Raw genomic sequence first — 26,474 nt, forward strand, 5'->3', positions numbered from 1 at the left:
AAAAACAGCAGGTTTCCGTGCTGTTGGCGCTAAAACGTCACGTGTTGTGATCACAGCAAATATTTAGTGATCACAAAACACCTCATTGGAAATCTTTTGCAGAATCACAGCCCCTTCTGCAAATCACTGCAAAGCTGCCACGGTCTTGCCGCCCTGCTGCCGGGCCGCTGCCGTCTGCCGCGCCACCTCCCGCACCAGCTTCTTGCGGATGCGTGACGGGTAGTCGGCAAAGCTGGCAGCGGTGACCACAAACGCCCCCTCACCGCGGATCACGTTCTCAAAGAAATAGGCGGTCAGGTCCGGCTCGCTCTGCTCGATGGCGATGGCGTTCACGGTCACCCCCAGCGCCGACAGCGCGCCATGCGCCTCGCGCGGCTCGACCCCTTCGTTGGAGAACCCGTCGCCGGAAATGTCGATCACCTTGCGCGTGCACTCCGGCACAGCGGCGAACTGCTCCACCGCCAGAAACAGCGCCTCGCCGACCGCGGTGGAGTAATTGCGCCAGGGCCGCGGCGCCTGTTCGATCCGCCGCGCCAGCGCTTCTACTTCGGCAAAGCTGCGCACCTGCGCCCAAGGCAGCGTCACCTCCTGACGCGACTCGCCCGACCACTGCAGCAGCAGAACCTGGGCACGCGCTTTGACCAGCGCCTCAGAGACCACCCCGTCGCGCAGCCCCGCCGCCAAACCGTCCATCTGAATGCGGTATTCATCGGCATCAACGGAACCAGAGACATCCACCGCCAGCACCAATGCCAGATCGCAGGCCGCCGTGCGCAGCGGCCAGAGGGAGAGCATGGAGAAAACCAGAAGCTGCAAAACCCGCATGCCGCCAGCTTAAGCGGCAATTGCACCAAGGGTCATCACATTTCTGCCAGCCCCCCTGTTCATCTGGCTGAAAATATCCTGGGGGTGAGCAGGCGCAGCCTGCGAGGGGGCAAAGCCCCCTGCCCGGTTACTTCGGCATCAAGGCCCAGTAGTCGAGATCCAGCAGCACATCCGGCAGGTACTTGCCGTCTTCGCCCTTCAACTCAAAAGGCGCACCGCCCTTGGTCGCCACCAGCCTCAACCGGATCGCGCCGACACCCGGCGCGTCTGTATCGGCCTTGTCCAGCACCTCCGACCAGGCCCGCACGGTCGTGCCCGACAGGCAGGGATTGGCATGCGCGCCGCCATTCAGGCCCACGATCATCTGCGCGTTGGCCAGCCCGTTGAAGCTCAGCGTGCGCGCCATCGAGATCACATGACCGCCGTAAATCAGCCGGGTGCCATCGGGGCGCGCCGTCGTGTCGAAATGCACCTTGGCGGTGTTCTGCCACAGGCGGGTCGCCATCATGTGCTCGGCTTCCTCGATGGTGACGCCGTCCACATGGTCGATGGTCTCGCCCGCCTCGTAATCGCCCCAGCGGTGCGGCTCGCCGGCCAAGGTGAAATCGTAATTGCTGAAATCCAGCCCGGCCGGGACCACCAGCTGCTCCGCCGGGATCACCTTGTTCACCTCGGGGATCACCGTCTCCGGCGCCGGTGCTTCCAGGTCGCGTTTGCGCACCATCACCCAGCGCACGTATTCCATCACGCACTCGCTGCGCTGGTTCAGCCCGCGGGTGCGCACATAGACCACACCCGACTTGCCGTTGGAGTTCTGCTTGAGCCCGATCACCTCGGACTCAGAGCGCAGCGTGTCGCCCGGGTAGACCGGCAGCAGCCAGCGCCCCTCGGCATAGCCGAGGTTCGCCAGCGCATTGAGGGAGATGTCCGGCACTGTCTTGCCGAACACCACGTGGAAGGCCGCCAGATCGTCCAGCGGCGCCGAGGGCAGACCAGAGGCCCGGGCAAATTCATCCGAAGAATACAGCGCATGGCGCGCCGGGTATAGCGCGTGGTACAGCGCCCGCTCTCCGCCCGATACAGTGCGGGGCACTGCATGGCGGATCACTTCGCCGACGGTATAGTCTTCGAAAAACCGGCCCGGATTGGTCTTGGCCATCAGTGTTCTCCCAGTTTGGTCTCAGGGGTGTAGGTTCCGTCCACCTCTTTCACCACCGCCTGGCCGCAGCGCATGATCCCCTTGACGGGATCAAAGGCCTGGGTCGGGCTGCCGTGCAGCTCCCAGCCCTTGTTCAGCGCATCAGTCACCTTGTGGCAAAAGGCAGAGGTGTCGTCCTCGGACAAAAATCGGTACAGTTTCATGGCTTTCTCTCCTGCTCAGGGCCTATCCCGGAAACGGCGACGGCCCGATCAGCCCGTGGACGTAGCCAATCACCGCCAGCAGCACAATCGAGGCCAGGAAGAACATCCCGTCCTTGGCGATGGTGCCCTTGGGGCCCGGCTGCCACTCCGGTTCGGAGCGGTTGATCACGATGACCTCAACCACTGCCCAGGCCAGCAGCCCGCCGAACAGGATGATCGAGGCCAGATCGCCATTGACCAGCAGGTGCGCCGCGGCCCAGAGCTTGAAACCTCCCAGCATCGGATGGCGCATGCCATTCAGCAGCGCGCCTTTCTTGGGCGCCGGGCTCATCATATAGATGGCGATCAGCACCAGCAGGTTGTTGATATGCACCATGAAGGACGGCGGCGCCCACACATGGATGAATTCCATGCCGCGGTAGCCCAGCACCATCAGCACAATACCGGCAACCAGCACCAGCGCCACTACGCCGCGCCCGGCATTGCCCATAGAGGCGCGCATATCCGGCGCCAGCCGTTTGAACAGGTGGCCGCCCCACCACAGCAGAAGTCCCAGGATCAAAAGCGCCATATCAGCCCCTCTTAGATGTTAAGCTTGTTAACACCTATGCGGAAAGCGCGGCGATTGCATCCGCTTTTGCCAGGATTTCGCGCGCCGTCGCCACATGCAGGTTCTCGACTATCTTGCCATCGACCACGGCAACACCCTGCCCTGCGGCCTGCGCCTCGTCGAATGCGGCAATCTGGCGGCGGGAGGTATCGATCTCGCGCTCGGTCGGGGCAAAGGCGGCATTGGCCACCTCCACCTGCGCCGGGTGGATCAGGGTCTTGCCGTCAAAGCCCATGTCGCGGCCCTGCGCGCATTCCGCGGCCAGCCCTTCGGCATCCTTGAAGGCGTTGTAAACACCATCGACGATCACCAGCCCCTCGGCCTTGGCCGCCAGCAGGCACAGGCCCAGCCCTGCCATCATCGGCATCCGGTCGGGGCGGTAGCGGGTCTGCAGCTCCTTGGCGAGGTCATTGGTGCCCATTACCATGCCCTGCAGCTTGGGGTGCGCCGCGATGGCGGCGGCATTCAGCATGCCGCGCGGGGTTTCCATCATCGCCCACAGCGGGATGTCACCAGTGATCTCTGCCAGCGCGTCCAGATCTTCCGGCGCGTTCACCTTGGGAAGCAGAATCGCGTCGCAATCCATTTTGGCCGCCGCGATGGCGTCCTCGCGGCCCCATTCGGTGTCCAGCCCGTTAATCCGCACGATTTTCATCCGCGCGCCAAAGCCGCCCGCCTCCAGCGCCTGCGCCAAGGTTGCGCGGGCATTCGGTTTTTCATCCACCGACACCGCGTCTTCCAGGTCAAAGATCACAGCATCCACCGGCAGAGTCTTGGCCTTCTCCAGCGCGCGCGGCTTGGAACCGGGAATATACAAAACCGAACGGTAAGGGCGCGCGCGCGGGTCCATGCAAGCTCTCCAAAAGTTATTTTATTGCGTAAAGCGGTACAGATTCGATTTTATACTTTCAAGTACAATTCCGCCGCAGCGCAGCGTAACTTTCCCCGCAATTGCAGCAAGCCTCTGATAAAACGTGTGCTTTTCCGGCGCCCTCAGGGTTAACCACTTATCAGCACCTGACAGGCAAAGTTAAGGGTACCACGGCACAGGATCTCCGCCGCCCAATCAGGGCCGCCCCTGCTGCCCGCAGGCATGGGGCCTGCGACACGAATTGCGTCACACACCGGCCCGCTCAGGGATACGGGGGCTGCCGTCCGGCACCCTGCCCTGTCCGGCCGTTCCGGAAAGGGTAAAACGAGATGAAAAGGACAAAATTTGCACTGCCGGCCGTCCTGGCCGCCGTCACTCTGGCCGCGGCCCCCGCCGCCGCGCAAAGCCGCAATTGCGCTCCCCGCGATGCGGTGGTGAAACGCCTGGCCGAGAAATACGGCGAAAGCCGCCAGAGCATCGGCATGGGCCAGCAAGGCATGGTGATGGAAACCTTTGCGTCGGACGAAACCGGCAGCTGGACCATCACCGTGACCACTCCCAACGGCATGACCTGCCTGGTGGCCTCCGGCCAGTCTTATGAGGTGCTCGCAGAAGCACTGCCAAAAGCAGACAGCGACGTCTGAGCAGTTATTGAGGCAGGTTTCCAGGCCGCGGTTACAGTGGCCGGGAACGCCACGGCGGGCTGCGCCTGAAGGGGGCTTCAGGCCAGCCCGTCCCAGATCAGCTTGCTGCCGGTCACCATCAGCAGCACATAGGTCAGCGCAAAGAACCAGCGCTCCGGGATGCTGTGATGCAGCTTCACCCCCAGCCAGGCCCCGAGCAGCGCAAAGGGCGCCAGCATCAGATCCAGCATCAGCGTTTCACGTGTGAACAGCCCCAGCGCGGCATAAGGCACCGCCTTGGCAATGTTGATCGCCCAGAAAATCAGTACCGTGCTCGCCTGATACTCAGTCTTCCGTAACCTCAGGCTGAGGAGATAGACCGCCGCCGGCGGCCCGCCGGCATGGCTGACAAAACTGGTAAACCCCACTGCCAGCCCGGCAGCGAGACCTGCAAGGCGCGAAAGCGGCCGCGCCGCCACGGCCCGCAACCCAAGCCGGGCGCGCAGCTGCCACAGCACGAACCCCACTGCCACCGCGCCGATCAGCACCCGCATCGCATCGGCAGCGACCGAGGTGTAAAGCCACGCCCCCAGCGCCACCCCCGGCAGCCCGCCCGCAATCAGCAGCAGCGCGGCCCCCATGTTCCAGCGCCCCCAATAGGGTTTCAGCGTCGCCACGTCGATCAGCATCAACAGCGGAAGCATCAGCGCCAGCGCCATTCCGGGCTCCAGCACCAGCGCCAGAATCGCCCCCGAAGCAAAGGCCGCGCCGGAACCGAAACCGCCCTTGGAGACGCCCGCAAAAACGACCGCAGGAATGGCAAAAACGAAAAACATCGCATCAAATGCCGCCATAGCCCGCCCCTGAAAGCCCTGAATTAAAGACCGTTTAGCGGTATCACTTCGGCATACGCAAGTATACCGCACCCTATGCCGCAGCGCAGAACCCTTGCACGGCCCGGGTTTACGCCGTAGGCATCAGGAAATTTCAACCGGACCGGAGACATTTACCAATGGCACGACCCAAAATCGCCCTCATCGGCGCAGGTCAGATCGGCGGCACCCTCGCGCACCTCGCAGCCCTCAAGGAACTGGGCGACGTTGTTCTTTTCGACATCGCCGAAGGCACCCCCGAAGGCAAAGCGCTGGACATCGCGGAATCCGGTCCGTCCGAGGGCTTCGACGCCTCCCTCAAGGGCACCCAGTCCTATGAGGACATCGCAGGCGCCGACGTCTGCATCGTGACCGCCGGCGTGCCGCGCAAACCGGGCATGAGCCGCGACGACCTGCTGGGCATCAACCTCAAGGTGATGAAATCCGTGGGTGAAGGCATCCGCGACCACGCGCCGGACGCTTTCGTGATCTGCATCACCAACCCGCTGGACGCGATGGTCTGGGCCCTGCGCGAGTTCTCCGGCCTGCCCCACAACAAGGTTTGCGGCATGGCCGGCGTGCTGGACTCCGCCCGCTTCCGCCACTTCCTGGCCGAGGAATTCGGCGTCTCCATGAAAGACGTCACCGCATTCGTGCTGGGCGGCCATGGCGACACCATGGTGCCGTCTGTGCGCTACTCCACCGTGGCCGGCATCCCGCTGCCCGACCTGGTCAAGATGGGCTGGACCACCCAGGACAAGCTCGACGCCATCGTGCAGCGCACCCGTGACGGCGGCGCCGAAATCGTCGGCCTGCTGAAAACCGGCTCCGCCTTCTATGCGCCGGCGACCTCGGCGATCGAAATGGCCGAAGCCTACCTGAAAGACCAGAAGCGCGTGCTGCCCTGCGCCGCCTATTGCACCGGTGAGATCGGCGTCAGCGACATGTATGTGGGCGTGCCCACCGTGATCGGCGCCGGCGGCATCGAAAAGATCGTCGACATCCAGCTGACCGAAGAAGAGCAGACCATGTTCGACAACTCGGTCAACGCGGTGAAAGGCCTGGTCGAGGCCTGCAAGGGCATCGACAGCTCCCTGGCCTAAGCACAGCACCGAGCGACAGCTCAAAGGGCCCGCATCTGGCGGGCCCTTTTCTTTTGCCGCAGCGTCCCGGTCCGGCGGCTGACGCTTTTGGCCTATGATGCGGCGGCGGCGGCCTTCCGGCCACGGCTCGAATCACCGCCGTTAAGCCTCCGGTAAATTGTGATCACACCCCCAAAACCTGTGATCACAAAACCTGAAAATCTTCACCATTTCCCCGTCTCCCGTCAAATAAGCCTTTAACACTTGGCTTTAACACGGCCTATTGAACAGCAGACAATTGCAGCCAGACGGGACAGTTTCAGATGAACATCCACGAATATCAGGCCAAAGCCCTTCTTCGCAGCTACGGCGCACCGGTGTCCGACGGACGCGTGGTGCTGCGGGCCGAGGAAGCCAAAACCGCCGCCGGTGAGCTCGACGGACCGCTGTGGGTCGTGAAGGCACAGATCCACGCAGGCGGCCGCGGCAAAGGCTCCTTCAAGGAAGCCGATGCCGGCGAAAAAGGCGGCGTGCGCCTGACCAAATCGGTGGAGGAAGCTGCCGAAGAAGCCAAGAAGATGCTGGGCCGCACCCTGGTCACCCATCAGACCGGCCCGGCGGGCAAGCAGGTGAACCGCATCTACATCGAGGCCGGCTCCGGCATCGAGCGGGAACTGTACCTGGCGCTGCTGGTCGACCGCCAGACCTCGCGCATTTCCTTTGTCTGCTCCACCGAGGGCGGCATGGACATCGAGGAAGTGGCCGCCGCCACCCCGGAAAAGATCCTGTCCTTCTCCGTTGACCCGGCCACCGGCTACCAGCCCTACCACGGCCGCCGCATCGCCTTCTCGCTGGGTCTCGAAGGCCAGCAGGTCAAGCAGTGCGTCAAGCTGATGGGCCAGCTCTACAAAGCCTTCGTCGAGAAGGACATGGAGATGCTGGAGATCAACCCGCTGATCGTCAGCGACGACGGCAACCTCAAGGTGCTGGACGCCAAGGTCGGCTTTGACGGCAACGCGGTCTACCGCCATTCCGACGTCGCCGAGCTGCGCGACACCACCGAAGAAGACCCGAAAGAGCTGGAAGCCTCCAAGTACGACCTGAACTACATCGCGCTGGACGGTGAGATCGGCTGCATGGTGAACGGCGCGGGCCTGGCGATGGCGACCATGGACATCATCAAGCTGTATGGCGCGGAGCCTGCCAACTTCCTCGACGTGGGCGGCGGCGCCACCAAGGAAAAGGTGACCGAGGCGTTCAAAATCATCACCTCCGACGAAAACGTCAAAGGCATTCTGGTCAACATCTTCGGCGGCATCATGCGCTGCGACGTGATCGCCGAGGGCGTGGTTGCCGCGGTCAAGGAAGTCGGCCTGAAGGTACCGCTGGTGGTCCGCCTTGAAGGCACCAACGTCGAGAAAGGCAAGGAGATCATCAACACCTCCGGCCTCGACGTGATCGCCGCCGACGACCTCAAGGACGGCGCCGAGAAGATCGTGAAGGCGGTTAAGGGCTAAGGGCCAGATCCGGTGAAGGCGGCTGTTTACCTCATAGGCTTGCAGCAGGCGACGGGCCGGGCGGAGCTGATGCAGCGCGAGCTGGATCAGGCCGGGCTCTCGGCTGTGCGCATTGACGCGGTGGACAGCACCCAAGTCAGCCGCGAAGAGATGCTGCAGCAGTGCCGGCCTGAGGGCAACTGGGGCTACTTCCAGACCAAGGACATGGCCTGCACCCTGAGCCATGCCAAGGCCTGGGAGGCGTTCCTGGCGTCAGACGCCGATGTGGCGCTGATCCTGGAGGATGACGTCTTCCTGTCGCCCGACACCGGCGCCTGGCTGGCGGATCTCTCCTGGTGGCCGCAGGATGCCGGCATCGTCAAGTTCGAGCGCTGGCGCAGCCGCAAGCTGCAGGTGGCGCTTGGCAAGGACGGCTTCACCCATCTGGGCCGCGAGGTGCGCCAGCTGCTGTCCCGCCACGCAGGCGGTGCGGCCTATGTGATCTCCCGCCGGGCGGCGCAGCACCTGCTGGACAGCCGCCCGTTCGAAATCACGCTGGACAACCTCCTGTTCAACTTTGACGCCTCGCTGCCTGCGCGCGGCATCAAGGTTTATCAGGTCCAGCCGGCGCTTGCCGAACAGGGCAACGAGGCCCCGGACGAGCACGCCATCGGCCCGGCGCGCCACCGGCCCAAGGGCTGGCCTCTGGTCCGCCAGAAACTCCGGCGCGGGATTTACGAGTTCCGCGGCGGCTTCCGAATACTTCCCAGTGTGGTCTTGGGGCGGGCCACTCTCGAAAAAATCCGCTTCGACGGCCGTTCTCTGGCCACCCCGCAGACCCAACACACTCATACCGCTTGAAGGAACCAAAAACATGGCAGTCCTCATCGACGAAAACACCAAGGTCATCTGTCAGGGCTTCACCGGCTCGCAGGGCACTTTCCACTCCGAACAGGCCATCGCCTACGGCACCAAGATGGTCGGCGGCGTGACCCCCGGCAAAGGCGGCCAGACCCACCTGAACCTGCCGGTCTTCAACTCCGTGCATGAAGCCAAGGCCAAGACCGAGGCCAACGCCTCCGTCATCTACGTGCCGCCGCCGTTCGCCGCGGATTCGATCCTGGAAGCCATCGACGCCGAAATGGAAGTGATCGTGGCGATCACTGAGGGCATCCCGGTTCTCGACATGATGAAGGTGAAGCGCGCGCTGGAGAACTCCAAGTCGGTGCTGATCGGCCCGAACTGCCCCGGTGTGATTACGCCTGACGCCTGCAAGATCGGCATCATGCCCGGCCACATCCACAAGCGCGGCACCGTCGGCGTTGTGTCCCGCTCCGGCACCCTGACCTATGAGGCGGTGAAGCAGACCACCGACGTCGGCCTGGGCCAGTCGACCTGCGTCGGCATCGGCGGCGACCCGATCAAAGGCACCGAGCATATCGACGTGCTGGAATGGTTCCTGGCCGATGATGAGACCGAGAGCATCATCATGATCGGCGAAATCGGCGGCTCTGCCGAAGAAGAGGCCGCGCAGTTCCTGGCCGATGAGGCCAAGAAGGGCCGCAAGAAGCCGGTTGCAGGCTTCATCGCCGGGCGCACCGCCCCCCCGGGCCGCCGCATGGGCCACGCGGGCGCGATTGTCGCCGGCGGCAAGGGCGGCGCCGAGGACAAGATCGAAGCGATGAAATCCGCAGGCATCGTGGTCGCCGAAAGCCCGGCCGGCCTTGGCGAAGCGGTTCTGAAAGCGATCGGCAAGTAATGCCTCTTTCCGCTTTGCATACCACAAAGCGGACATTGCCCGGCGGCCTCCGCCGGGCATCCCCTCCTGCCAGGGCAGCACATTTAATTAAGGACCTCGCCGCCAAGCCGGTGCGCCCCACCGGATTGGCCGCAAGGTTCTGCGGCACATTCATCCAATTGAAACTCCTGCGCACCACCCTGCCGGGAGTGGCCTAAGGCCAGAACAAATACGGTCCCAACCCGCAAGAGGCACCAAAATGACCGAACAAAGCCCCAACGACCTCTTCCGCGCCTCCTCCTTCATGCAGGGGCACAATGCGGAGTATCTGGAGCAGCTTTATGCCCAGTACGCCAATGACCCGAACGCGGTGGATGCCGCCTGGGCGGAGTTCTTCCGCCAGATGGGCGATGCCGAGCTCGACGTGAAGGCCGAGGCCTCCGGCCCTTCCTGGGCGCGCAATGACTGGCCGCCGATGCCCGCCGACGACCTGACAGGCGCGCTGACCGGCGACTGGCCCGCCCCGGCTGAGGCCAAGGCGGCAGGCAAGAAGATCAAGGAAAAGGCCGCCGCCAAGGGCGTTGAACTGACCGACGATCAGGTGCAGCGCGCGGTGCTGGACTCGATCCGCGCCCTGATGCTGATCCGCGCCTACCGGATCCGCGGCCACCTGGCGGCGGATCTCGACCCGCTGGGCATGCGTGCCGCCACCCCGCACCCTGAGCTGGACCCCAAGAGCTACGGCTTCACCGGCGGCGACATGGACCGGCCGATCTTCATCGACAATGTGCTCGGCCTGCAGGTCGCGACCATGCGCCAGATCGTCGACATCGTGAAGCGCACCTATTGCGGCACCTTTGCGCTGCAGTACATGCACATTTCCGACCCTGAGCAATCCGCCTGGCTGAAAGAGCGGATCGAGGGCTATGACAAGGAAATCACCTTCACCCGCGAGGGCCGCAAGGCGATCCTCAATAAGATGGTCGAGGCCGAGGGCTTCGAAAAATTCCTGCACGTCAAATACACCGGCACCAAGCGTTTCGGCCTTGATGGCGGTGAAAGCCTGATCCCGGCGATGGAACAGATCATCAAGCGCGGCGGCGCGCTGGGTGTGAAGGACATCGTAATCGGCATGCCGCACCGCGGCCGCCTCAACATCCTCGCCAACGTGATGCAGAAGCCTTACCGGGCGATCTTCAACGAATTCCAGGGCGGCAGCTTCAAACCCGAAGACGTGGACGGCTCCGGCGACGTGAAATACCACCTCGGCGCCTCCTCCGACCGCGAGTTCGACGGCAACAGTGTGCACCTTTCGCTGACCGCCAACCCCTCCCACCTGGAAGCCGTGAACCCGGTGGTTCTGGGCAAGGTCCGCGCCAAGCAGGACCAGCTGGGCGACGCCGAGCGCACCCAGGTGCTGCCGATCCTGCTGCACGGCGACGCCGCCTTTGCGGGCCAGGGCGTGGTGGCGGAATGCTTTGCGCTGTCGGGCCTGCGCGGCCACCGCACCGGCGGCACCATGCATATCGTGGTGAACAACCAGATCGGCTTCACCACCGCACCGCACTTCTCGCGCTCCTCCCCCTACCCCACCGACAACGCGCTGGTGGTTGAGGCGCCGATCTTCCACGTGAATGGCGACGACCCGGAAGCGGTGGTGCACGCCGCCAAGGTGGCGACCGAGTTCCGCCAGAAGTTCCACAAGGACGTGGTCATCGACATCTTCTGCTACCGCCGCTTCGGTCACAACGAAGGCGACGAGCCGATGTTCACCAACCCCTTGATGTACAAGAAGATCAAGGGCCACAAGACCACCCTCACCCTCTACACCGACCGCCTGGTCAAGGACGGGCTGATCCCCGAGGGCGAGATCGAGGACATGAAGGCCGCCTTCCAGGCGCATCTGAATGAGGAATTCGAAGCCGGCAAGGACTACAAGCCCAACAAGGCCGACTGGCTGGACGGGCGCTGGTCGCATCTCGACAAGAAGGACGCCGACTACCAGCGCGGCCGCACCGCGATCGAGCCTGAGACACTGTCCGAAATCGGCAAAGCGCTGAGCCAGGTGCCGGAGGGCTTCCCGCAGCACCGCACCGTTGGCCGCTTCCTGGACGCGCGCGGCAAAATGTTTGCGAACGGCGAAGGCTTTGACTGGGCCACCGGTGAGGCGCTCGCGTTCGGTTCACTGATGCTGGAAGGCTACCCGGTGCGGCTGGCAGGCCAGGACGCCACCCGCGGCACCTTTTCGCAGCGCCATTCCGGCATCGTCAACCAGGAGACCGAGGAGCGCTACTACCCGCTCAACAACATCCGCGCGGGCCAGGCCCAGTATGAGGTGATCGACTCGGCGCTCAGCGAATACGCGGTGCTGGGCTTTGAATACGGCTACTCGCTGGCGGAACCCAACGCGCTGACGCTCTGGGAAGCCCAGTTCGGCGACTTCGCCAACGGCGCCCAGATCATGTTCGACCAGTTTATCTCTTCGGGCGAGAGCAAATGGCTGCGCATGTCCGGCCTGGTCTGCCTGCTGCCCCACGGGTTCGAGGGCCAGGGGCCGGAGCACTCCTCCGCCCGCCTGGAGCGGTTCCTGCAGATGTGCGGCCAGGACAACTGGATCGTGGCCAATTGCACCACGCCTGCGAACTACTTCCACATCCTGCGCCGCCAGCTGCACCGCACCTTCCGCAAGCCGCTGGTTCTGATGACGCCGAAATCGCTGCTGCGCCACAAGCTGGCGGTCAGCAGCGCCGAGGATTTCACCACCGGTTCCAGCTTCCACCGGGTGCTGTGGGATGACGCCCAGAAAGGCAACTCCGACACCCAGCTGGTCGCCGACGACAAGATCAAGCGCGTCGTCATGTGCTCGGGCAAGGTCTACTACGACCTGCTGGAGGAACGCGACGCCCGCGGCATCGACGATGTCTACCTGATGCGGGTGGAGCAGTTCTATCCGTTCCCGGCGATCTCGATGGTGAAGGAGCTGGAACGCTTCAAGCAGGCGGAAATGGTCTGGTGCCAGGAAGAGCCCAAGAACCAGGGCGCCTGGACCTTCATCGAGCCCAACATCGAATGGGTGCTGACCCGGATCGGCGCCAAGCACACCCGGCCGCTCTATGCAGGCCGCGCCACCTCGGCCTCGCCCGCAACCGGCCTGGCCAGCGAACACAAAGCCCAACAAGCAGCCCTCGTGAACGAAGCGCTGAGCATCTGAGGATAAAGAGACATGACAACCGAAGTCCGCGTACCCACCCTGGGCGAATCCGTGACCGAGGCCACCGTGGCCACTTGGTTCAAGAAACCCGGCGACGCCGTTTCCGCCGATGAAATGCTCTGCGAGCTGGAAACCGACAAGGTGACCGTTGAGGTGCCCTCCCCTGCGGCCGGCACCCTGGGCGAAATCGTCGCCGGTGAAGGCGAGACCGTCGGCGTCGATGCGCTGCTGGCGACCCTGACCGAGGCCAACGGCGCCGCCGCGGCCCCGGCCGCGCCTGCAAGCAAACCGTCGGAGGCACCGGCCCAGGCCGATGCGTCCTCCGGCGGCGGCAGCGCCCCGGTGCCGGTCATGGTTCCCGCGCTTGGCGAGTCCGTTTCCGAGGCCACCGTCTCCTCCTGGTTCAAGAAGGTGGGCGACAGCGTCGCGCAGGACGAGATGCTGTGCGAGCTGGAAACCGACAAGGTGTCCGTCGAGGTGCCCGCGCCTGCAGCCGGCGTGCTGACCGAAATCCTGGCCGAGGAAGGCGCGACCGTGAACGCCGGCGGCAAGCTGGCCGTCATGTCGTCGGGTGAAACCGCGGCAGCAGGCGGCACGGATGCCGGACCCGCCGCAGAAGCTGCCAGCGGCACCTATACCGGCCCTGGTGCAGGCGTCAAAAACGCCCCGTCGGCGGAAAAGGCGATGGCAGAAGCCGGCATCGACGCCAGCCAAGTCAAGGGAACCGGGCGCGACGGGCGCATCATGAAGGAAGACGTCGCGGCCGCCCTCGCCGCCGCCAAGTCCGCACCGGCGTCCGCCCCGGCCCCTGCCCAGGTGCGCGGCCCGGTCACTGCAGACGACGCCGCGCGCGAGGAGCGGGTCAAGATGACCCGCCTGCGCCAGACCATCGCCAAGCGCCTGAAGGACGCCCAGAACACCGCCGCGATCCTGACCACCTACAACGAGGTGGACATGACCGAGGTGATGGCGCTGCGCAACCAGTACAAAGACCAGTTCGAGAAGAAGCACGGCGTGCGCCTGGGCTTCATGTCCTTCTTCACCAAGGCCTGCTGCCACGCGCTGAAGGAAGTGCCGGAAGTCAACGCCGAGATTGACGGCACCGACATCGTCTACAAGAACTTCGTGCACATGGGCGTCGCGGCAGGCACCCCGCAGGGCCTGGTGGTGCCGGTGATCCGCGATGCCGACCGGATGTCCTTTGCCGAGATCGAAAAGGCGATCTCCGAGAAGGGCAAGCGCGCCCGTGACGGCAAGCTCAGCATGGCGGAAATGCAGGGCGGCACCTTCACCATCTCCAACGGCGGCGTCTACGGCTCGCTGATGTCCTCGCCGATCCTGAACCCGCCGCAATCCGGCATCCTGGGCATGCACAAGATCCAGGACCGCCCGATGGTTGTGAACGGCGAGATCAAGATCCGCCCGATGATGTACCTGGCGCTGAGCTACGACCACCGCATCGTCGACGGCAAGGGGGCCGTGACTTTCCTGGTCCGCGTCAAGGAAGCGCTGGAGGATCCTCGGCGCCTGCTTATGGATCTGTAACACGGGCGCACTCGAGTTGCATCGGGCCCATTAGCGGCCCGATGCATATTTCTTTAAAGCATTGCGTGAGCGGTATGAGCTACCAGCCCGAGCCAGACCATCAAAGGGAACTTCCCAAACTGTTTGCGCTTAAGAAACGCGTGCTCGAATGGAAGTCCAACCGCCCGGTTTCCTTCTGGTTGTGGATCTGGTTTCTCTGCGTATTCGTCACGCTGTTGACTTACGCAGGACAATCCATCCATCAAATGCAGAGACCATCTTTCAAGGTCTTCGCTTTGTACGCTGCTCTTGGCTGGATCTATCCACTTTGGATTTGGGTGAAAGCTCGAAAAGATCGCCAGACATGACTCCCGAACTCACCGCCCTCACCCTTGCCGCACTCCTACAGGTCTTCCAGATCGCCCTGATGGCGGTGCCTGCCAACCTGGAGCTTGGCAAGGGCAAGACGCTCGGCCCCCGCGACCGGGACCGGCTGGGCGGCGATTTGCAGGATCAGGTCTCCAGACGTACCGCGCGTCTCTACCGCGCGATGAACAACCACTTCGAAGGGCTGATCCTTTTCACCATCGCCTGTGTTGCAGTCACGCTGGCAGGAAAAAGCTCGCCCTTCACCGCGGCCTGCGCCTATGCCTACCTCGGCGCGCGGGTGCTTTATATCCCCGCCTACGCCTTCGGCTGGGTGCCCTGGCGCAGCCTGATCTGGAGCGTGGGCTACCTCGCCACCGCCCTCATGCTGATGGCGGCGCTTCTATGATTATTCACCTTTGCAAAAATACTCCGGGGGAGGCCCGCCAGGGCCGGGGGCAGCGCCCCCAGTCCGCAAACCTTGCCACTGGCTCCACCTTTATTGAGTGGTATCAAAGCGCTCTCCAGCCAATCCGGGGCATCCTGCCTCCATCAAGGATAAAGGAGTAACACCGATGGCAACCCATGTACTCTGGCAGGCCGATGTGGCCGATTTCGACGCTTGGCTCACCGTGTTCCGGCAGGACAAGCGTAACCGTCAGGCCTCGGGCATCACCGACATGAATGTCTGGAGCGACCCGGACCGCAAGAACCACGCCGTGGCGCTGTTCGCGATCACCGACCTGGAAAAGGCCCGCGCCTTCTTCGGCTCGGAAGAATTGGCAATGCACCTTGAACGCGACGGGGTCACCAATATCTCGATCAAAATGCTGACCCCAGTTTGATCACACATTAACTATCCCCAAGCACGCACTCCGACAAAGAACGGAGCCGGGGCCAAAAGAGGAAACCGACTTATGTCCCAATATGACGTCATCGTAATCGGCGCCGGCCCCGGCGGCTATGTTTGCGCCATCCGCTGTGCCCAGCTGGGCCTGAAAACAGCGGTGGTCGAAGGCCGCGAGACCTTGGGCGGCACCTGCCTGAACGTGGGCTGCATCCCCTCCAAGGCGCTGCTGCACTCGACCCACCTGCTGCATGAGGCAGAGCACAACTTTGCCCATATGGGCCTCAAGGGCAAATCGCCGTCGGTCGATTGGGACCAGATGAAGGCCTACAAGGACGAGGTCATCGGCCAGAACACCGGCGGCATCGAATTCCTGTTCAAGAAGAACAAGATCGACTGGATCAAGGGCTGGGCCTCAATCCCCGCGGCGGGCAAGGTGCAGGTCGGCGACAACGTGCATGAGGCCAAGAACATCGTGATCGCTTCCGGCTCGGTCCCCGCCTCCATTCCGGGTGTGGAGATCGACGAGAAGATCGTGGTCTCCTCCACCGGCGCGCTGGAACTGCCGAAGATCCCCAAGAAACTGGCGGTGATCGGCGCCGGCGTGATCGGACTGGAGCTGGGCTCGGTCTATGCCCGCCTCGGCTCCGAGGTGACCGTGGTGGAATACATGGACGCGGTCTGCCCTGGCATGGACAAGGACGTGCAACGCTCGTTCAAACGGATCCTGGAAAAGCAGGGACTCAACATCATCCTGGGCGCCGCCGTTCAGGGGGTGGAAACCTCCAAAACCAAGGCCAAGGTGAAGTACCAGCCCAAGAAGGGCGGCGACGAGGTCACGCTGGACGCCGATGTGGTGCTGGTCGCCACCGGCCGCAAACCCTATAGCGACGGCCTGGGGCTGGACGATCTGGGCATCAAGATGACCGAACGCGGCCAGATCGCTACTGACGGCCATTGGGCCACCAACATCAAGGGCATCTATGCCATCGGCGACGTGATCGAAGGCCCGATGCTGGCGCACAAGGCCGAGGATGAGGGCATGGCCGTGGCCGAGGTGATCGCGGGCAAGCACGGCCACGTGAACTATGGCGTCATTCCGGGCGTCGTCTACACCACGCCGGAAGTGGCCACCGTGGGCGCGACCGAGGATGCGCTGAAAGCCGAGGGGAAGAAGATCAAGGTCGGCAAGTTCATGTTCATGGGCAACGCCCGCGCCAAGGCGGTGCACCAGGCCGAGGGCGGTTTCGTCAAGATCATCGCCGACAAGGAAACTGACCGCATCCTGGGCGCAGCGATCATCGGCCCGGCGGCGGGCGACCTGATCCACGAGCTGTGCGTGGCGATGGAGTTCGGCGCTTCGGCTGAGGATGTGGCGCTGACATGCCACGCGCATCCGACCTACTCGGAAGCCGTGCGCGAGGCCGCGCTGGCCTGCGGCGACGGGCCGATCCACAGCTGATCGCTAAAGCCCGGCCCCTAAGCGGGGCCGGGCTCATTTCAGGACTGTTCTTTGAAACTCAAGATCTTACTGTCAGTAAGCACAGCAGGCCTCGCAACAGGCTTGCTTATTGCCCAGGTGCTGCACGGCGCGCCCAACCGCGTTGAGCGTACTGTTGAGCTGTTTACACAAGCCTGTGCCCCTTTTTACCGGGGTGAACTGGATACTCCTCCTTCAGAACTGGGACTGGTAAGAACGGATCTGTTTCCGCAGGAGAGACGGTGGGCAGATCCTGTTTCGGCGAGCTTTCTTGTTCTGGATGAGTACTCCTGCACCATTTCGACGAACGCACCGTATGCTCTCACAGAAGCCGAAGGCGACGTGCTGGCCTCCGGCATCGAAGAGGTCGTGACCTCTGCATTCCCGGAACTGGCCTTTGACCCCAAAGCGACCTTGGGCGACAATGTACTGTTTCGCGCATGGATGAATGGACAAGTGGCCTCGCCTCAGCGCTGGGGAGTATCCGTTTACGTATTTCCGGACTGGGGCGAGAAGTCAGGGAGTTTGGTCAGCCTGATGATCCCCCGATCGAGGCAGAAATAGGCGCCTGATTTAAGTTGGCATTTGCCCCAATCGCCGCTCTACTGCCCCTGAGTTACATTTCCGCAGGAGCCCCCCTATGCCCGTTTCATTGCAAGTCATCTACCCCGTCACAGAGGGCACCAAGTTCGATCACGCCTATTATGCGGACACCCACTTCCAGATCGTGAATGAACACATGGGAGCGCATATCCAGACACTAGTTGTCACCAAGGGTTTGGCAGGCGGGCCGGATACCCCGGCCCCCTATTACGCGATTGCCACAATGACCTTTGCCGATCAGGCCGCAATGGATGCCGCGATGAAGGCCGCAGGGCCCGCGCTGGAGGACATCCCGAACTTCACCGACGTGAAGCCGCAGATGCTGATTGGCGAGGTCATCAGCTGACAGGCCGCTCACCGGCAGCGCAACAGGCAGCCAGGGGGCGCAGCCTCACTGGCTGCAAAATTCTTCAAAGAATTTTGCCAAGGACGTTCGAACGTCCTTGAGCGCCCCGCACCCTGCTCACCAGATGGTTTTGGCGGCCCGGGCGCTCCAGCTTTGATCGTACTCAGCCCCGCCTTCCTCGCCAGCCGTCTGTTCGGCCAGGATCTCGCCCATGGTCGGCAGGCCGGCGCTTTCGTCGGCGCCGCTCCAGGTGCCCGCCCGCAGCAGGGCACGGGCGCATTGAGAATAAATCTCACCGATCGAGATCACGATCACCGTGGCGGGCAGCTTTCCGTTCTTCCCGAAACGCGCGCGCAAGTCAGGATCTGCCGTCAGCCGGGCGGAACCATTGACCCGCACCACGTTGTTCGATCCCGGCACCAGGAACATCAGCGAAACGCGCCCGTCGCGCACGATGTTGCGCAAGCTGTCCAGCCGGTTGTTGCCGCGCCAGTCGGGCAGCGCGAGGGTGCCCGGATCCAGCTCCTGCACCACCGGGCCGTCATCGCCGCGCGGGCTGTCGTCGGTTCCTTCCGGGCCGACGGTCGCCAGCATGCACAGTTTCGACGCCATGATCCATTTGCGGTAAAGCGGTGTCAGCTGCCGCGCCACCTTACGTAAAGAAGGCGCTCCCGGTTCCCCGTAAAGCGCCTCCAGATCTTCAATGCTGCTGAGGTATTGCATCCGGTTCAAATCCCGCTTCTCTCATCAATTCGTCCGAGCGCTGCTCCACCCGGTTTTCCAGCTGCGCCATGAAGTCTTCCCGGTCCATTCCCGGCTGCATCGGGTCGAGGAACTCCACCACTGCCAGGCCCGGCTTGCGGTAAATCCCGGTACGCGGCCAGAACACGCCGACATTGGTGGCAGCCGGGACGCAGGGCTGGTCCAGGCCCTCGTACAGCACCGCGGTGCCGATCTTGTAGGGTTTGCGGGCACCGGGCGCCACACGGGTGCCCTGGGAATAGATGATCAGCTGGCCCGGCACGTGGCTTTGCAGCGCCACGTCCTTGACCATCTTGGCAATCGCTGCGCCGCGTTTGCCGCGGTTCACCGGCACGCAGCCCAGACGTTTGGCATAGACGCCAATTACAGGCGTCCACATCAGCTCGCGCTTCATGATGAAACGGGCGGACGGCACCGCATTGAAGATGATCAGGATGTCCAGAAAGCTCTGGTGCTTGGCGGCCACGATCACCTCGCCGGTTGGCACCTGGCCGCGCACCTCGGTGCGGATGCCAACCATCCAGCGGGCAGTCCACAGCGCCCAGCGGGCAAAGCTCTTGCAGGCCGTGCGCGCACCCCTCGGCGAAGCCATCGCCCAAGGTGCGAACACGATGCCCAGCACCAGCATCGCCAGATACATCTGCACGATGAACACAAAGGAGCGCAACCATTGGACCGGGTTCTTCAAGACAGTTCTCCCAAACGTTTGGTGGCGGCACGGGTGGTGGCGGCAAAGGCCACCAGCGCGCCCAGCGGCGGGATCAGCAGCGGCACCAGCCAGCCCCAGCCCTGAAAGCCAAGACCGGTGAGGAATCCGCCCTCATCCGAGGCTTCCGGCATCAGCCAGACCCCGATCATGCCCAAGGCCACACCAGCTGCGGCGCCGGTCAGCGCGCGCAGGGTAAAGCGGCGGATGAAGGCCTGGGCGATATAGCTGTCCAGCGCCCCGACCAGCCGCAGCACCTCGATCACTTGGGCGTTGGCAGCCAGTGCCGCATTGGCGGCGAGGGTGATCATCGCCGCCGTTGCGCCGCCGATTAGCAGGATCGACACCCAGGCCAGGCGGCGCAGCGAGCGTGCAGCATCCACCAGCGGCTCGCGCCAGCGGGTGTGATCGTCCAGCACCGCGCCGGGCACTTCGGCCTGCAGCCGCAGCCGCAGCCCCTGGGCGTCATAACCGGGATCATCCGCGGTCACCTCGATCAGCTGCGGCAGCGGCAGGCTGCCCGCTGGCAGGCTGGAGCCGAACCAGGGCGCCAGCAGCGCCGCCTGCTCCTCGCCCGTCAGCGCCCGCGCGGTGGCCACCCCCGGTGTCTGGCGCAGGATTTCCAGCGCCGCCTCGGTCTGTGCCGCGCGCTGCTCTGCCGGCGCGTTGATGCGCAGCGTGGCCGCGCGCGCCAGCTCCGAGGCCCAGCGGTCGGCCAGGCGGCCCGAGGCCATTGACAGGGCCAGCGCAAACACCGCCAGGAACGCCATAGCACCTGCGACGAACACCGTCAGCTGCGCGGTAAAGCCGGTCGGCGGCACCACCCGGTTGGCCTGGGTGTCGCCCAGGATCAGCTTGCTCAGCTTACTGTCGGTCATAGATCCGCCCCCGCCAGCTGCAATTGCCGGTTGGAGATCCGCAGCACCCGCGCCTGCACCTGGTTCTTTGCGGCACGGATCAGCGACAGGTCGTGGGTGGCGACCAGGATCGTCTTGCCCATCCGGTTCAGCTCGACCAGGAGCTGCAGCAAGCGCTGCGACATTTCCCAGTCGACGTTGCCGGTGGGCTCATCGGCGATGATCACATCCGGCGACAGGATCACCGATCGCGCCAGCGCCGCCCGCTGGCGTTCACCGCCCGACAGCTCCGGCGGCAGCGCATGGGCGCGTTCTGACAGGCCGACCCAGCTCAGGAGCTCGCTCAGGTTGGCCTCCTCGTGGTTCAGCTCGCGGCCCGAGACCAGCAGCGGCAGGGCGATGTTCTCGATCACCGGCAGGTGGTCCAGAAACCGGCAGTCCTGATGCACCACGCCGACGCGGCGGCGCAGATAGGCCATCTGGTCGCGGTCCAGCCCGTGCACATCCATATTGAACGCGCGCACCCGGCCCGAGGTCGGGGTCAGCGCGCCGTAGCAGAGTTTCAGCAGCGTGGTCTTGCCCGCCCCGGACGGCCCGGTCAGGAAATGGAAGGAGCCCGGCGCCAGCTGCACCGACACGGCATCCAGCAGCTCGCCGCCGCCGTAGTTGTAGCCCACATTTTCCAGCTCGATCACTGCCGCCCCCTGAATGCGCCTCAAACTTGCGCCCCGGTATTTTGCTCCGGTGTTTTGCCCCAAGGGGGCCGCAGTTTCAATGGGGGCTCTGTTGCCCGGAAGCCGCCGCCGCCTCAAGGTCCGGCCGACAGCGGCAATTGCCACTTTCGCCAGCAGCGGGGGATGCATATAATCCCTTAAAAAACAACCTGCCGGAAGATGCACGGCAGGATGGTGCCGAGGAGAGCATGATGCGCCTGACCTGCCCGAATTGCGCAGCCGAATATGAAGTGCCGGAGGATGTGATCCCAGCCGAAGGGCGGGATGTGCAGTGTTCCAACTGCGGCCAGACCTGGTTCCAGACAGCCGCCGGCAGCGCGGCGGCAGAAACACCGGCGCATGATTTCCTGGAGGACAGCGCGTCTCAGGCACCAGAGGAGGCCGCGTCGGCAGCGGCGGCGGAAGACGCGGAGCCGGACAGCCCGCCAAGCGCCCCTGATGCTGCCGCAGATCATGCCCGGCAGCCGATGCCGGAAACCGATGCCGCGGGCCACGGCGCTGAAGATGACATCGAAGAAGCTTCCGAAGACGTTTTTGCTGAGGCCGCTGAGGCCGAGGAGGACGTTCCGGCAGCGCGTTCCGAAGACACTCAGGCTGAGCAGGCCGAACCGCAGCCGCAACGCTCGCGCGGGCTGGATCCTGCCCTGACGGACATCCTGCGCGAGGAAGCCGAGCGCGAAGCTTCGCTGCGGGCTGCGGAAACCCAGAGTCTGGAGACGCAGCCCGACCTGGGGCTGGAGGAAGCCACCGCACCCGAAGACGAGGCCGCCCGCCGCAGCCGCCAAGCCCGCGACCGGATGGCCCGGATGCGCGGCGAGGATCCGCGCCAGCTGGCCGCCGCCGAAACCGGTTCCCGCAAGGAGCTGCTGCCGGACATCGAAGAGATCAACTCCACCCTGCGTACTGCCGGCAGCGCGGCCCCTGTCCCGCTTGCTATCCACGACGCGCCGCCGGCGCGGCGCAAGAGCAGTTTTGCCCGCGGCTTCTCGCTGTCGCTGATTGCGGCGCTGGTGATGGTGATGGTCTATGACAACGCCGGCCTGATAGCCGAAAAAGTGCCGCAAGCGGACTCCGCGCTCAGCAGCTATGTCAGCTGGGTGGATCAGATACGCCTTTGGCTGGATGCACTGGTAAAGCCCCAGGCCAGCGCAGAGTAACGGGGCAAGTCCAAGCCCTTCCTTCTTAGACGGAACAAGTCACCCGTCGCTGCTGGCACCCGGTTCTCAGAACCTGTCCAGCAGCCGCTGCAGGTAGCTGCGTTCGCGCTCGCTGCGCTGCCGTTCGCCAGCCCGGCGGCGGATGTCCTCCAGCAGGTCCCAGGCGCGGCGGTAGGCATTGCCCTCGCCGACCTTGCCGCCATCGTTCACCGAGCCGTTGCTGCGGCCGAGCGGGTCCAGCCGTTCGCCCTGCGCTGTGGCAGAGGGCTGCTGCCCGTTCTGCTGCCCCGGCTGCTGCTGCGCCAGCGCCTCGCCCAGGCTGCGCATCCCTTCGCGCAGCGCCTCCATGGCGTCCGACTGACGGTCGATGGCTTCGGCATTGTCACCGCCACGCAGCGCATCTTCGGCCCCTTCCATGGCGCGGCCGGCCCGGTCCAGCGCCTCGCGCGCGGCCTCGCCGGCCTCACCGCCCAGATAGGGCAGCCCGTCGCGCTGCTGCTGCAATTGCTGGCGCAGGGCCTGCTGCCGGTCGGCCAGCGAGCCGCCCTGCCCCGGCTGTGCGCGGCCGTTGCCGCCCTGGCCATCGGGGTTGCGGCTTTCGGTCCCTTCACCGCCCTGGCCGTCGCCGCGATCACCTCCCTGGCCGCCCTGGTGGCTCTGGCCGCGGCCCAGACCGCCGTCGCGGCCCTCATTGCCCTGGCTCTCGCCGCTGCGGGCGCCGGGGTTGAACTGTTCCTGCAGGTCGCGGAAAGCCTGGTCCGACAGTCCCTGCTGCTCGCGCAGGGTTTCCGCCAGCCCCTCCATCGCCTCGCGGCCCTCGTTGCCCTGGCCTTGGCCCTGCTGCGAGCGGGTCATCCGCATGTTTTCCATCATCTGCTGGAATTCGCGCAGCGCCTGCTCGGCCTCGGCCATGCGGCCCTGCTCCATCAGCTCCTGGATGCGGTCCATCATCGCCTGCAGGTCATCCTGGCTGAGCGTCATCATGTTGTCCGGCATGTCGCCAGGATCCATCATTTCGCCGTCCGCCTCAGCCTGGCGGCTGAGCTGGCGGAGATAGTCCTGGGTCGCCTCCCGCAGCTCTTGCATCAGGCGGGCGATCTCCTGCTCGCTGGCGCCGTCGCGCATCGCCTGGCTCAGCCGCTCCTGCGCCCGCTGCATCCGCTCCAGCGCATCGCCGACATCGCCCTCTTCCAGCTGGATCGCCAGATCCCACAGCGCGGCGGCAATCTCCTCCTGGCGCGGTTCAGGGATGGCGGCTTGCACGGTATAGCCTTCCAGCCGCCGCAGGATGGTGCGCAGCCGCAGGTAGTCGCCGTAATCACGGTAGAGCCCGTCAGGCCGGTGCGACAGGGTGCGCAGGATCTGCGCCACCCGCGGCGCATTGGAGCGCGCCCACAGCAGATCGCGGCGCTGTTCGATCACCGCCGCCGCCAGCGGGTCAAAGAAGCGGCGGGTAACCAAGTCCGCGCCAAAGCCCGCCGCCGCGGCGGATTGCCCGGCTTCATCCATTGCGGAGAAGGTGAAGACCACCGGCATATTGGCCCAGGGGTGCTGAGCGAAATCCTCGATCAGCTTTTCGGTGAACTCCTCGCGGGATCCGGACAGCGGCAGCGGCAGGTCCAGCACCAGCGCTTCGCGCGGGTCGGGATCAGCGGCCAGACCATGCTGCCGCTCCACCGCGGCCAGATCCAGGGTGATCCGCACCTGCCCGCCGGCCACACCGTAATCATCCCGGGCGCTGAAGGCGAGCGAGGTGTAACCGTCGTTCTCCAGCTCCGGCTGGCCCGCGACAGCAATCCCGGGCGGATGATCCGGGATCACCTCGACCTGCCAGCTGCGCCCGCCGCTGCCTTCGATGGCGAACCCGCCGTTGCGGGTGACATCAAAGGCCATTGCGCCCTCCGGCGCCGGCGGCTGACCGGCGGCAGAGCCCGAGACGGTTTCCGACAGGGTCAGCGCCCCCACCTCGCCATAGAAGCGCAGGGTGACACGGCTGCCCTCAGGCAGTTTCAGCGCGCCTTCGGGCTGGTCATTGAGATAGAGCACCGGCAGGCGGGTATAGGCAGGCGGCTCTGCCCAGCCCTCCCAGGCCGGACCGCTCAGGGCAGCCGGTCCGCCGGTGCCCAGATCCTTGACCGAGGCCACCTGCCAGATTGAGCCGAACAGCAGCGCAACCGCCAGGAACAGCCCCGCCACGTAGCGCAGCGCATAGGGGTCGGCGGAGGCGACATTCAGATCAGGCGCAGGTGCGCGGGCCTGGGCCGCGGCCTCGGCCATCCGGCGCTGATGCGCCTGCCACAGAGCGATGGAGGCAGCATCCTCAGCGCCGACGGCCTGGGTGTCCAGCAAGGCGCTGACAGGGCGGCCGGGCAAGGTTTGGTCGAGCCGCTCCAGCGCAGCCTCCCTGGACGGCCAGCGGAACCGCCAGGCGCCCCAGGCAACGGCAGTTGCGGCGGCCAGAACAGCCGCAATCGCGCCGGTCCAGACCACGGGATCCGGCAACAGCTGGTGCAGCCCCAGCATCAGCGCCGCCAGCGCCGCCATCAGAACCGAGGCCAGCGGCCAGAAGGCCCGCATGGCGCGTTCGGCCACGAGTCCCGCCCGCGTCAGAGCCACAGGCCAGCGCAGGCGTTTCAGGACCGGATCGGCACGTCTGTCAAAGGGCATTCGGGCCTCATGATCTGATGGCCCGCGCCGGATCGCGCCCGGATCGCTTCAGAGCCACTCCGGGATGGTATCGCGGTTTATCATCTCTTCATAGTCCGGCCGCGCGCGGATAACCGCGAATTGATCCCCATGCACCAGCACTTCGGGGATCAGCGGACGGGAATTGTACTCGCTCGCCATCACCGCGCCATAGGCACCGGCGCTGCGGAAAGACACCAGATCGCCCGCCGCCAGCGGCGGCAGGTCGCGCTGCTTGGCAAAGGTATCGCCGGTCTCACACACCGGGCCGACGATGTCGTAAGGCTGGCTTTCTGTGCCTGCCGCGGGTTCCTGCACAGGGATGATGTCGTGGTGCGCCTCATACATCGCCGGGCGGATCAGGTCGTTCATCGCCGCATCCAGGATCAGGAAATCGCGCCCCTCGCCCGATTTCACATAGATCACCTTGGACACCAGCTGGCCCGCGTTGCCCGCAATCAGGCGGCCCGGCTCGATCTCAAGCTCACAGCCGAGGTGGCCGAGGGTCTCCTTGACCATCTGGCCGTATTCCACCGGCAGGGGCGGTGCGGAGTTGGACCGCTCGTAAGGAATGCCAAGGCCGCCGCCCAGGTCCAAGCGGCGGATGTTGTGGCCCTCAGCGCGCAGGGTTTCCGTAAGCTCGGCCACCTTCTGATAGGCCAGCCGGAACGGCTCCAGATCGGTCAGCTGCGAGCCGATGTGAACGTCGATGCCCACCACCTCCAGCCCAGGCAGCGCGGCGGCGCGGGCATAGACTTCCTTAGCGCGGGCGATAGGGATGCCGAACTTGTTCTCGGATTTGCCGGTGGCAATCTTGGCGTGGGTCTTGGCATCCACATCCGGATTGACCCGGATGGTGACCGGAGCCTTGGTGCCCAGCTCCTCAGCCACGGCGCTGATCACTTCCATCTCCGGTTCGGATTCCACGTTGAACTGGCGGATACCGCCGCTCAGCGCCAGGCGGATTTCCTCAGCCGTCTTGCCGACGCCGGAGAAGACGATCCTGTCCCCCGGCACGCCCGCTGCCTTGGCGCGCAGGTATTCGCCCTGGCTGACAACATCCATCCCCGCACCGGCCTGCGCGAGGGTCTTGAGGATCGCCTGGTTCGAGGCCGCCTTCATCGCAAAACAGACCAGGTGATCAGTGCCCTCCAGCGCCTCGTCGAACAGACGGAAATGGCGCAGCAGGGTGGCGGTGGAATAGACATAGAACGGAGTGCCCACCGCCGCGGCGATCTCGGAGATGGGAACGTCTTCGGCGAAAAGCGCGCCGTCGCGGTAGAGAAAATGATCCATGTGCCCGCGTTTAGGGCAAAAGGGGCAGATGGATCAAATGATTCCGCCCCGGGCCCGAGCCCAGCAGCAGCCGGAAGCGCCCGCCCGCCGCGAAGCGCATTAAAGATGTCCCTTGCTCCCGTTGCACCCGGCGCCGCCAGCGTTCCGCTCCGGGCCTGCGGCGGGTTTTGAGTATTTGGGGAAAGATGAAAACACCGGCCTGCGCCTTCATCTTTCCAAAAATACTCATTTAACAACTGCCGCCGAACGCACATCGTCAATGTGTTGCCCCCCCGGCGCACGCCTGCCTCACCGCATCTTAAGCCCGGTCTGGCATGATCCTTCCTGATCGCGGTCACCGCCGGGCCTGACACCCCCGGCACCATGGAACAGGGCCCCTTGGCACGGGCACGCAAAGACGACGTTCAGCGTGCGGGAGAAA

At 64.6% G+C, this 26,474-nt stretch carries 27 protein-coding genes; 14 read left to right on the forward strand and 13 right to left on the reverse strand.

The window, feature by feature from the left end:
* Window positions 1–123: 123 nt before the first annotated feature.
* The 5 genes from AC4HIX_RS08820 to AC4HIX_RS08840 all read right to left on the reverse strand — a co-directional run bounded on the left by AC4HIX_RS08820 (window position 124) and on the right by AC4HIX_RS08840 (window position 3,647).
* Window positions 124–825: a DUF1194 domain-containing protein gene (locus AC4HIX_RS08820; protein ID WP_490398709.1), complete on the reverse strand. Its 702-nt coding sequence runs from the start codon at window positions 823–825 to the stop codon at window positions 124–126.
* A 127-nt stretch (window positions 826–952) separates the two neighbouring features.
* Complete coding sequence (locus tag AC4HIX_RS08825) at window positions 953–1,984, reverse strand: MaoC family dehydratase (protein WP_490398710.1); 1,032 nt, start codon at window positions 1,982–1,984, stop codon at window positions 953–955.
* On the reverse strand, window positions 1,984–2,187 hold the full coding sequence (locus AC4HIX_RS08830) for a DUF1737 domain-containing protein (protein ID WP_019297062.1): 204 nt from the start codon (window positions 2,185–2,187) through the stop codon (window positions 1,984–1,986). Before AC4HIX_RS08830 ends, AC4HIX_RS08825 begins: the two co-directional genes overlap by 1 nt.
* Window positions 2,188–2,209: 22 nt before the next feature.
* Window positions 2,210–2,758 carry an NnrU family protein gene (locus AC4HIX_RS08835; protein WP_490398711.1) on the reverse strand — a complete coding sequence of 183 codons (549 nt, stop codon included), beginning with the start codon at window positions 2,756–2,758 and terminating at the stop codon, window positions 2,210–2,212.
* Window positions 2,759–2,792: 34 nt separating this feature from the next.
* Window positions 2,793–3,647 (reverse strand): HpcH/HpaI aldolase/citrate lyase family protein, encoded by an 855-nt coding sequence (locus tag AC4HIX_RS08840; protein ID WP_490398712.1) that lies wholly within the window; start codon window positions 3,645–3,647, stop codon window positions 2,793–2,795.
* Window positions 3,648–3,997: 350 nt separating this feature from the next.
* Between AC4HIX_RS08840 and AC4HIX_RS08845 the strand changes: the two genes are divergently transcribed.
* Window positions 3,998–4,312, forward strand: a complete 315-nt coding sequence (locus tag AC4HIX_RS08845) for a hypothetical protein (RefSeq protein ID WP_475050217.1) — start codon at window positions 3,998–4,000, stop codon at window positions 4,310–4,312.
* 77 nt (window positions 4,313–4,389) lie between these two features.
* On the opposite strand, the gene AC4HIX_RS08850 is transcribed toward AC4HIX_RS08845, so the two are convergent.
* On the reverse strand, window positions 4,390–5,145 hold the full coding sequence (locus AC4HIX_RS08850; protein WP_490398713.1) for a sulfite exporter TauE/SafE family protein: 756 nt from the start codon (window positions 5,143–5,145) through the stop codon (window positions 4,390–4,392).
* 158 nt (window positions 5,146–5,303) lie between these two features.
* On the opposite strand from AC4HIX_RS08850, the gene mdh reads away from it, so the two are divergent.
* The 12 genes from mdh (at window position 5,304) to AC4HIX_RS08910 (ending at window position 17,856) form a co-directional block, all read left to right on the forward strand.
* On the forward strand, window positions 5,304–6,266 hold the full coding sequence (gene mdh / locus AC4HIX_RS08855) for a malate dehydrogenase (RefSeq protein WP_259968620.1): 963 nt from the start codon (window positions 5,304–5,306) through the stop codon (window positions 6,264–6,266).
* Window positions 6,267–6,568: 302 nt separating this feature from the next.
* Window positions 6,569–7,762 carry an ADP-forming succinate--CoA ligase subunit beta gene (gene sucC / locus AC4HIX_RS08860; RefSeq protein ID WP_490398714.1) on the forward strand — a complete coding sequence of 398 codons (1,194 nt, stop codon included), beginning with the start codon at window positions 6,569–6,571 and terminating at the stop codon, window positions 7,760–7,762.
* 12 nt (window positions 7,763–7,774) lie between these two features.
* Complete coding sequence (locus AC4HIX_RS08865; protein ID WP_490398715.1) at window positions 7,775–8,602, forward strand: glycosyltransferase family 25 protein; 828 nt, start codon at window positions 7,775–7,777, stop codon at window positions 8,600–8,602.
* A 13-nt stretch (window positions 8,603–8,615) separates the two neighbouring features.
* Window positions 8,616–9,500, forward strand: coding sequence for a succinate--CoA ligase subunit alpha (gene sucD / locus AC4HIX_RS08870; protein WP_027235115.1), 885 nt, complete (start codon window positions 8,616–8,618; stop codon window positions 9,498–9,500).
* A 238-nt stretch (window positions 9,501–9,738) separates the two neighbouring features.
* Complete coding sequence (locus AC4HIX_RS08875; protein WP_490398716.1) at window positions 9,739–12,690, forward strand: 2-oxoglutarate dehydrogenase E1 component; 2,952 nt, start codon at window positions 9,739–9,741, stop codon at window positions 12,688–12,690.
* A gap of 12 nt (window positions 12,691–12,702) precedes the next feature.
* Window positions 12,703–14,235, forward strand: a complete 1,533-nt coding sequence (odhB, locus tag AC4HIX_RS08880) for a 2-oxoglutarate dehydrogenase complex dihydrolipoyllysine-residue succinyltransferase (RefSeq protein ID WP_490398717.1) — start codon at window positions 12,703–12,705, stop codon at window positions 14,233–14,235.
* Between the two features lie 74 nt (window positions 14,236–14,309).
* Window positions 14,310–14,582: a hypothetical protein gene (locus tag AC4HIX_RS08885; RefSeq protein WP_490398718.1), complete on the forward strand. Its 273-nt coding sequence runs from the start codon at window positions 14,310–14,312 to the stop codon at window positions 14,580–14,582.
* On the forward strand, window positions 14,579–14,989 hold the full coding sequence (locus tag AC4HIX_RS08890) for an MAPEG family protein (protein WP_490398719.1): 411 nt from the start codon (window positions 14,579–14,581) through the stop codon (window positions 14,987–14,989). The genes AC4HIX_RS08885 and AC4HIX_RS08890 overlap by 4 nt, the downstream gene beginning before the upstream one ends.
* Before the next feature lie 166 nt (window positions 14,990–15,155).
* Window positions 15,156–15,425, forward strand: coding sequence for a hypothetical protein (locus AC4HIX_RS08895; RefSeq protein ID WP_259968614.1), 270 nt, complete (start codon window positions 15,156–15,158; stop codon window positions 15,423–15,425).
* Window positions 15,426–15,497: 72 nt separating this feature from the next.
* Window positions 15,498–16,889, forward strand: a complete 1,392-nt coding sequence (lpdA, locus tag AC4HIX_RS08900) for a dihydrolipoyl dehydrogenase (protein WP_490398720.1) — start codon at window positions 15,498–15,500, stop codon at window positions 16,887–16,889.
* Between the two features lie 51 nt (window positions 16,890–16,940).
* Window positions 16,941–17,471, forward strand: coding sequence for a hypothetical protein (locus AC4HIX_RS08905; protein WP_490398721.1), 531 nt, complete (start codon window positions 16,941–16,943; stop codon window positions 17,469–17,471).
* 76 nt (window positions 17,472–17,547) lie between these two features.
* Entirely contained in the window at window positions 17,548–17,856 is a 309-nt protein-coding gene (locus AC4HIX_RS08910) for an EthD family reductase (RefSeq protein ID WP_490398722.1), read from the forward strand.
* Between the two features lie 117 nt (window positions 17,857–17,973).
* Here AC4HIX_RS08910 and AC4HIX_RS08915 read toward each other — a convergent pair whose 3' ends face one another.
* From AC4HIX_RS08915 to AC4HIX_RS08930, 4 genes are read right to left on the reverse strand one after another with little or no spacing between them, the layout of a single operon-like run.
* Complete coding sequence (locus AC4HIX_RS08915; RefSeq protein ID WP_490398723.1) at window positions 17,974–18,579, reverse strand: pyridoxamine 5'-phosphate oxidase family protein; 606 nt, start codon at window positions 18,577–18,579, stop codon at window positions 17,974–17,976.
* Window positions 18,557–19,306: a lysophospholipid acyltransferase family protein gene (locus tag AC4HIX_RS08920; protein ID WP_490398724.1), complete on the reverse strand. Its 750-nt coding sequence runs from the start codon at window positions 19,304–19,306 to the stop codon at window positions 18,557–18,559. The genes AC4HIX_RS08915 and AC4HIX_RS08920 overlap by 23 nt, the downstream gene beginning before the upstream one ends.
* Entirely contained in the window at window positions 19,303–20,202 is a 900-nt protein-coding gene (locus tag AC4HIX_RS08925) for a cell division protein FtsX (RefSeq protein ID WP_490398725.1), read from the reverse strand. Before AC4HIX_RS08925 ends, AC4HIX_RS08920 begins: the two co-directional genes overlap by 4 nt.
* Window positions 20,199–20,876: a cell division ATP-binding protein FtsE gene (locus AC4HIX_RS08930; protein ID WP_475050183.1), complete on the reverse strand. Its 678-nt coding sequence runs from the start codon at window positions 20,874–20,876 to the stop codon at window positions 20,199–20,201. Before AC4HIX_RS08930 ends, AC4HIX_RS08925 begins: the two co-directional genes overlap by 4 nt.
* 230 nt (window positions 20,877–21,106) lie before the next feature.
* Here AC4HIX_RS08930 and AC4HIX_RS08935 point away from each other — a divergent pair, with 230 nt between their 5' ends.
* The gene (locus tag AC4HIX_RS08935; protein ID WP_490398777.1) at window positions 21,107–22,072 is read left to right on the forward strand and encodes a zinc-ribbon domain-containing protein; all 966 of its coding nucleotides are present in this window, start codon (window positions 21,107–21,109) and stop codon (window positions 22,070–22,072) included.
* A gap of 66 nt (window positions 22,073–22,138) precedes the next feature.
* On the opposite strand, the gene AC4HIX_RS08940 is transcribed toward AC4HIX_RS08935, so the two are convergent.
* The 3 genes from AC4HIX_RS08940 to AC4HIX_RS08950 are packed head-to-tail and all read right to left on the reverse strand — an operon-like array spanning window position 22,139 to window position 26,282.
* Window positions 22,139–24,739: a TIGR02302 family protein gene (locus tag AC4HIX_RS08940; protein WP_490398726.1), complete on the reverse strand. Its 2,601-nt coding sequence runs from the start codon at window positions 24,737–24,739 to the stop codon at window positions 22,139–22,141.
* Window positions 24,740–24,787: 48 nt separating this feature from the next.
* Window positions 24,788–26,053: a diaminopimelate decarboxylase gene (lysA, locus tag AC4HIX_RS08945; RefSeq protein ID WP_490398727.1), complete on the reverse strand. Its 1,266-nt coding sequence runs from the start codon at window positions 26,051–26,053 to the stop codon at window positions 24,788–24,790.
* Between the two features lie 10 nt (window positions 26,054–26,063).
* Entirely contained in the window at window positions 26,064–26,282 is a 219-nt protein-coding gene (locus AC4HIX_RS08950; protein WP_490398728.1) for a hypothetical protein, read from the reverse strand.
* Window positions 26,283–26,474 lie beyond the last annotated feature (192 nt).

The sequence above is a fragment of the Leisingera sp. genome (assembly GCF_982940295.1).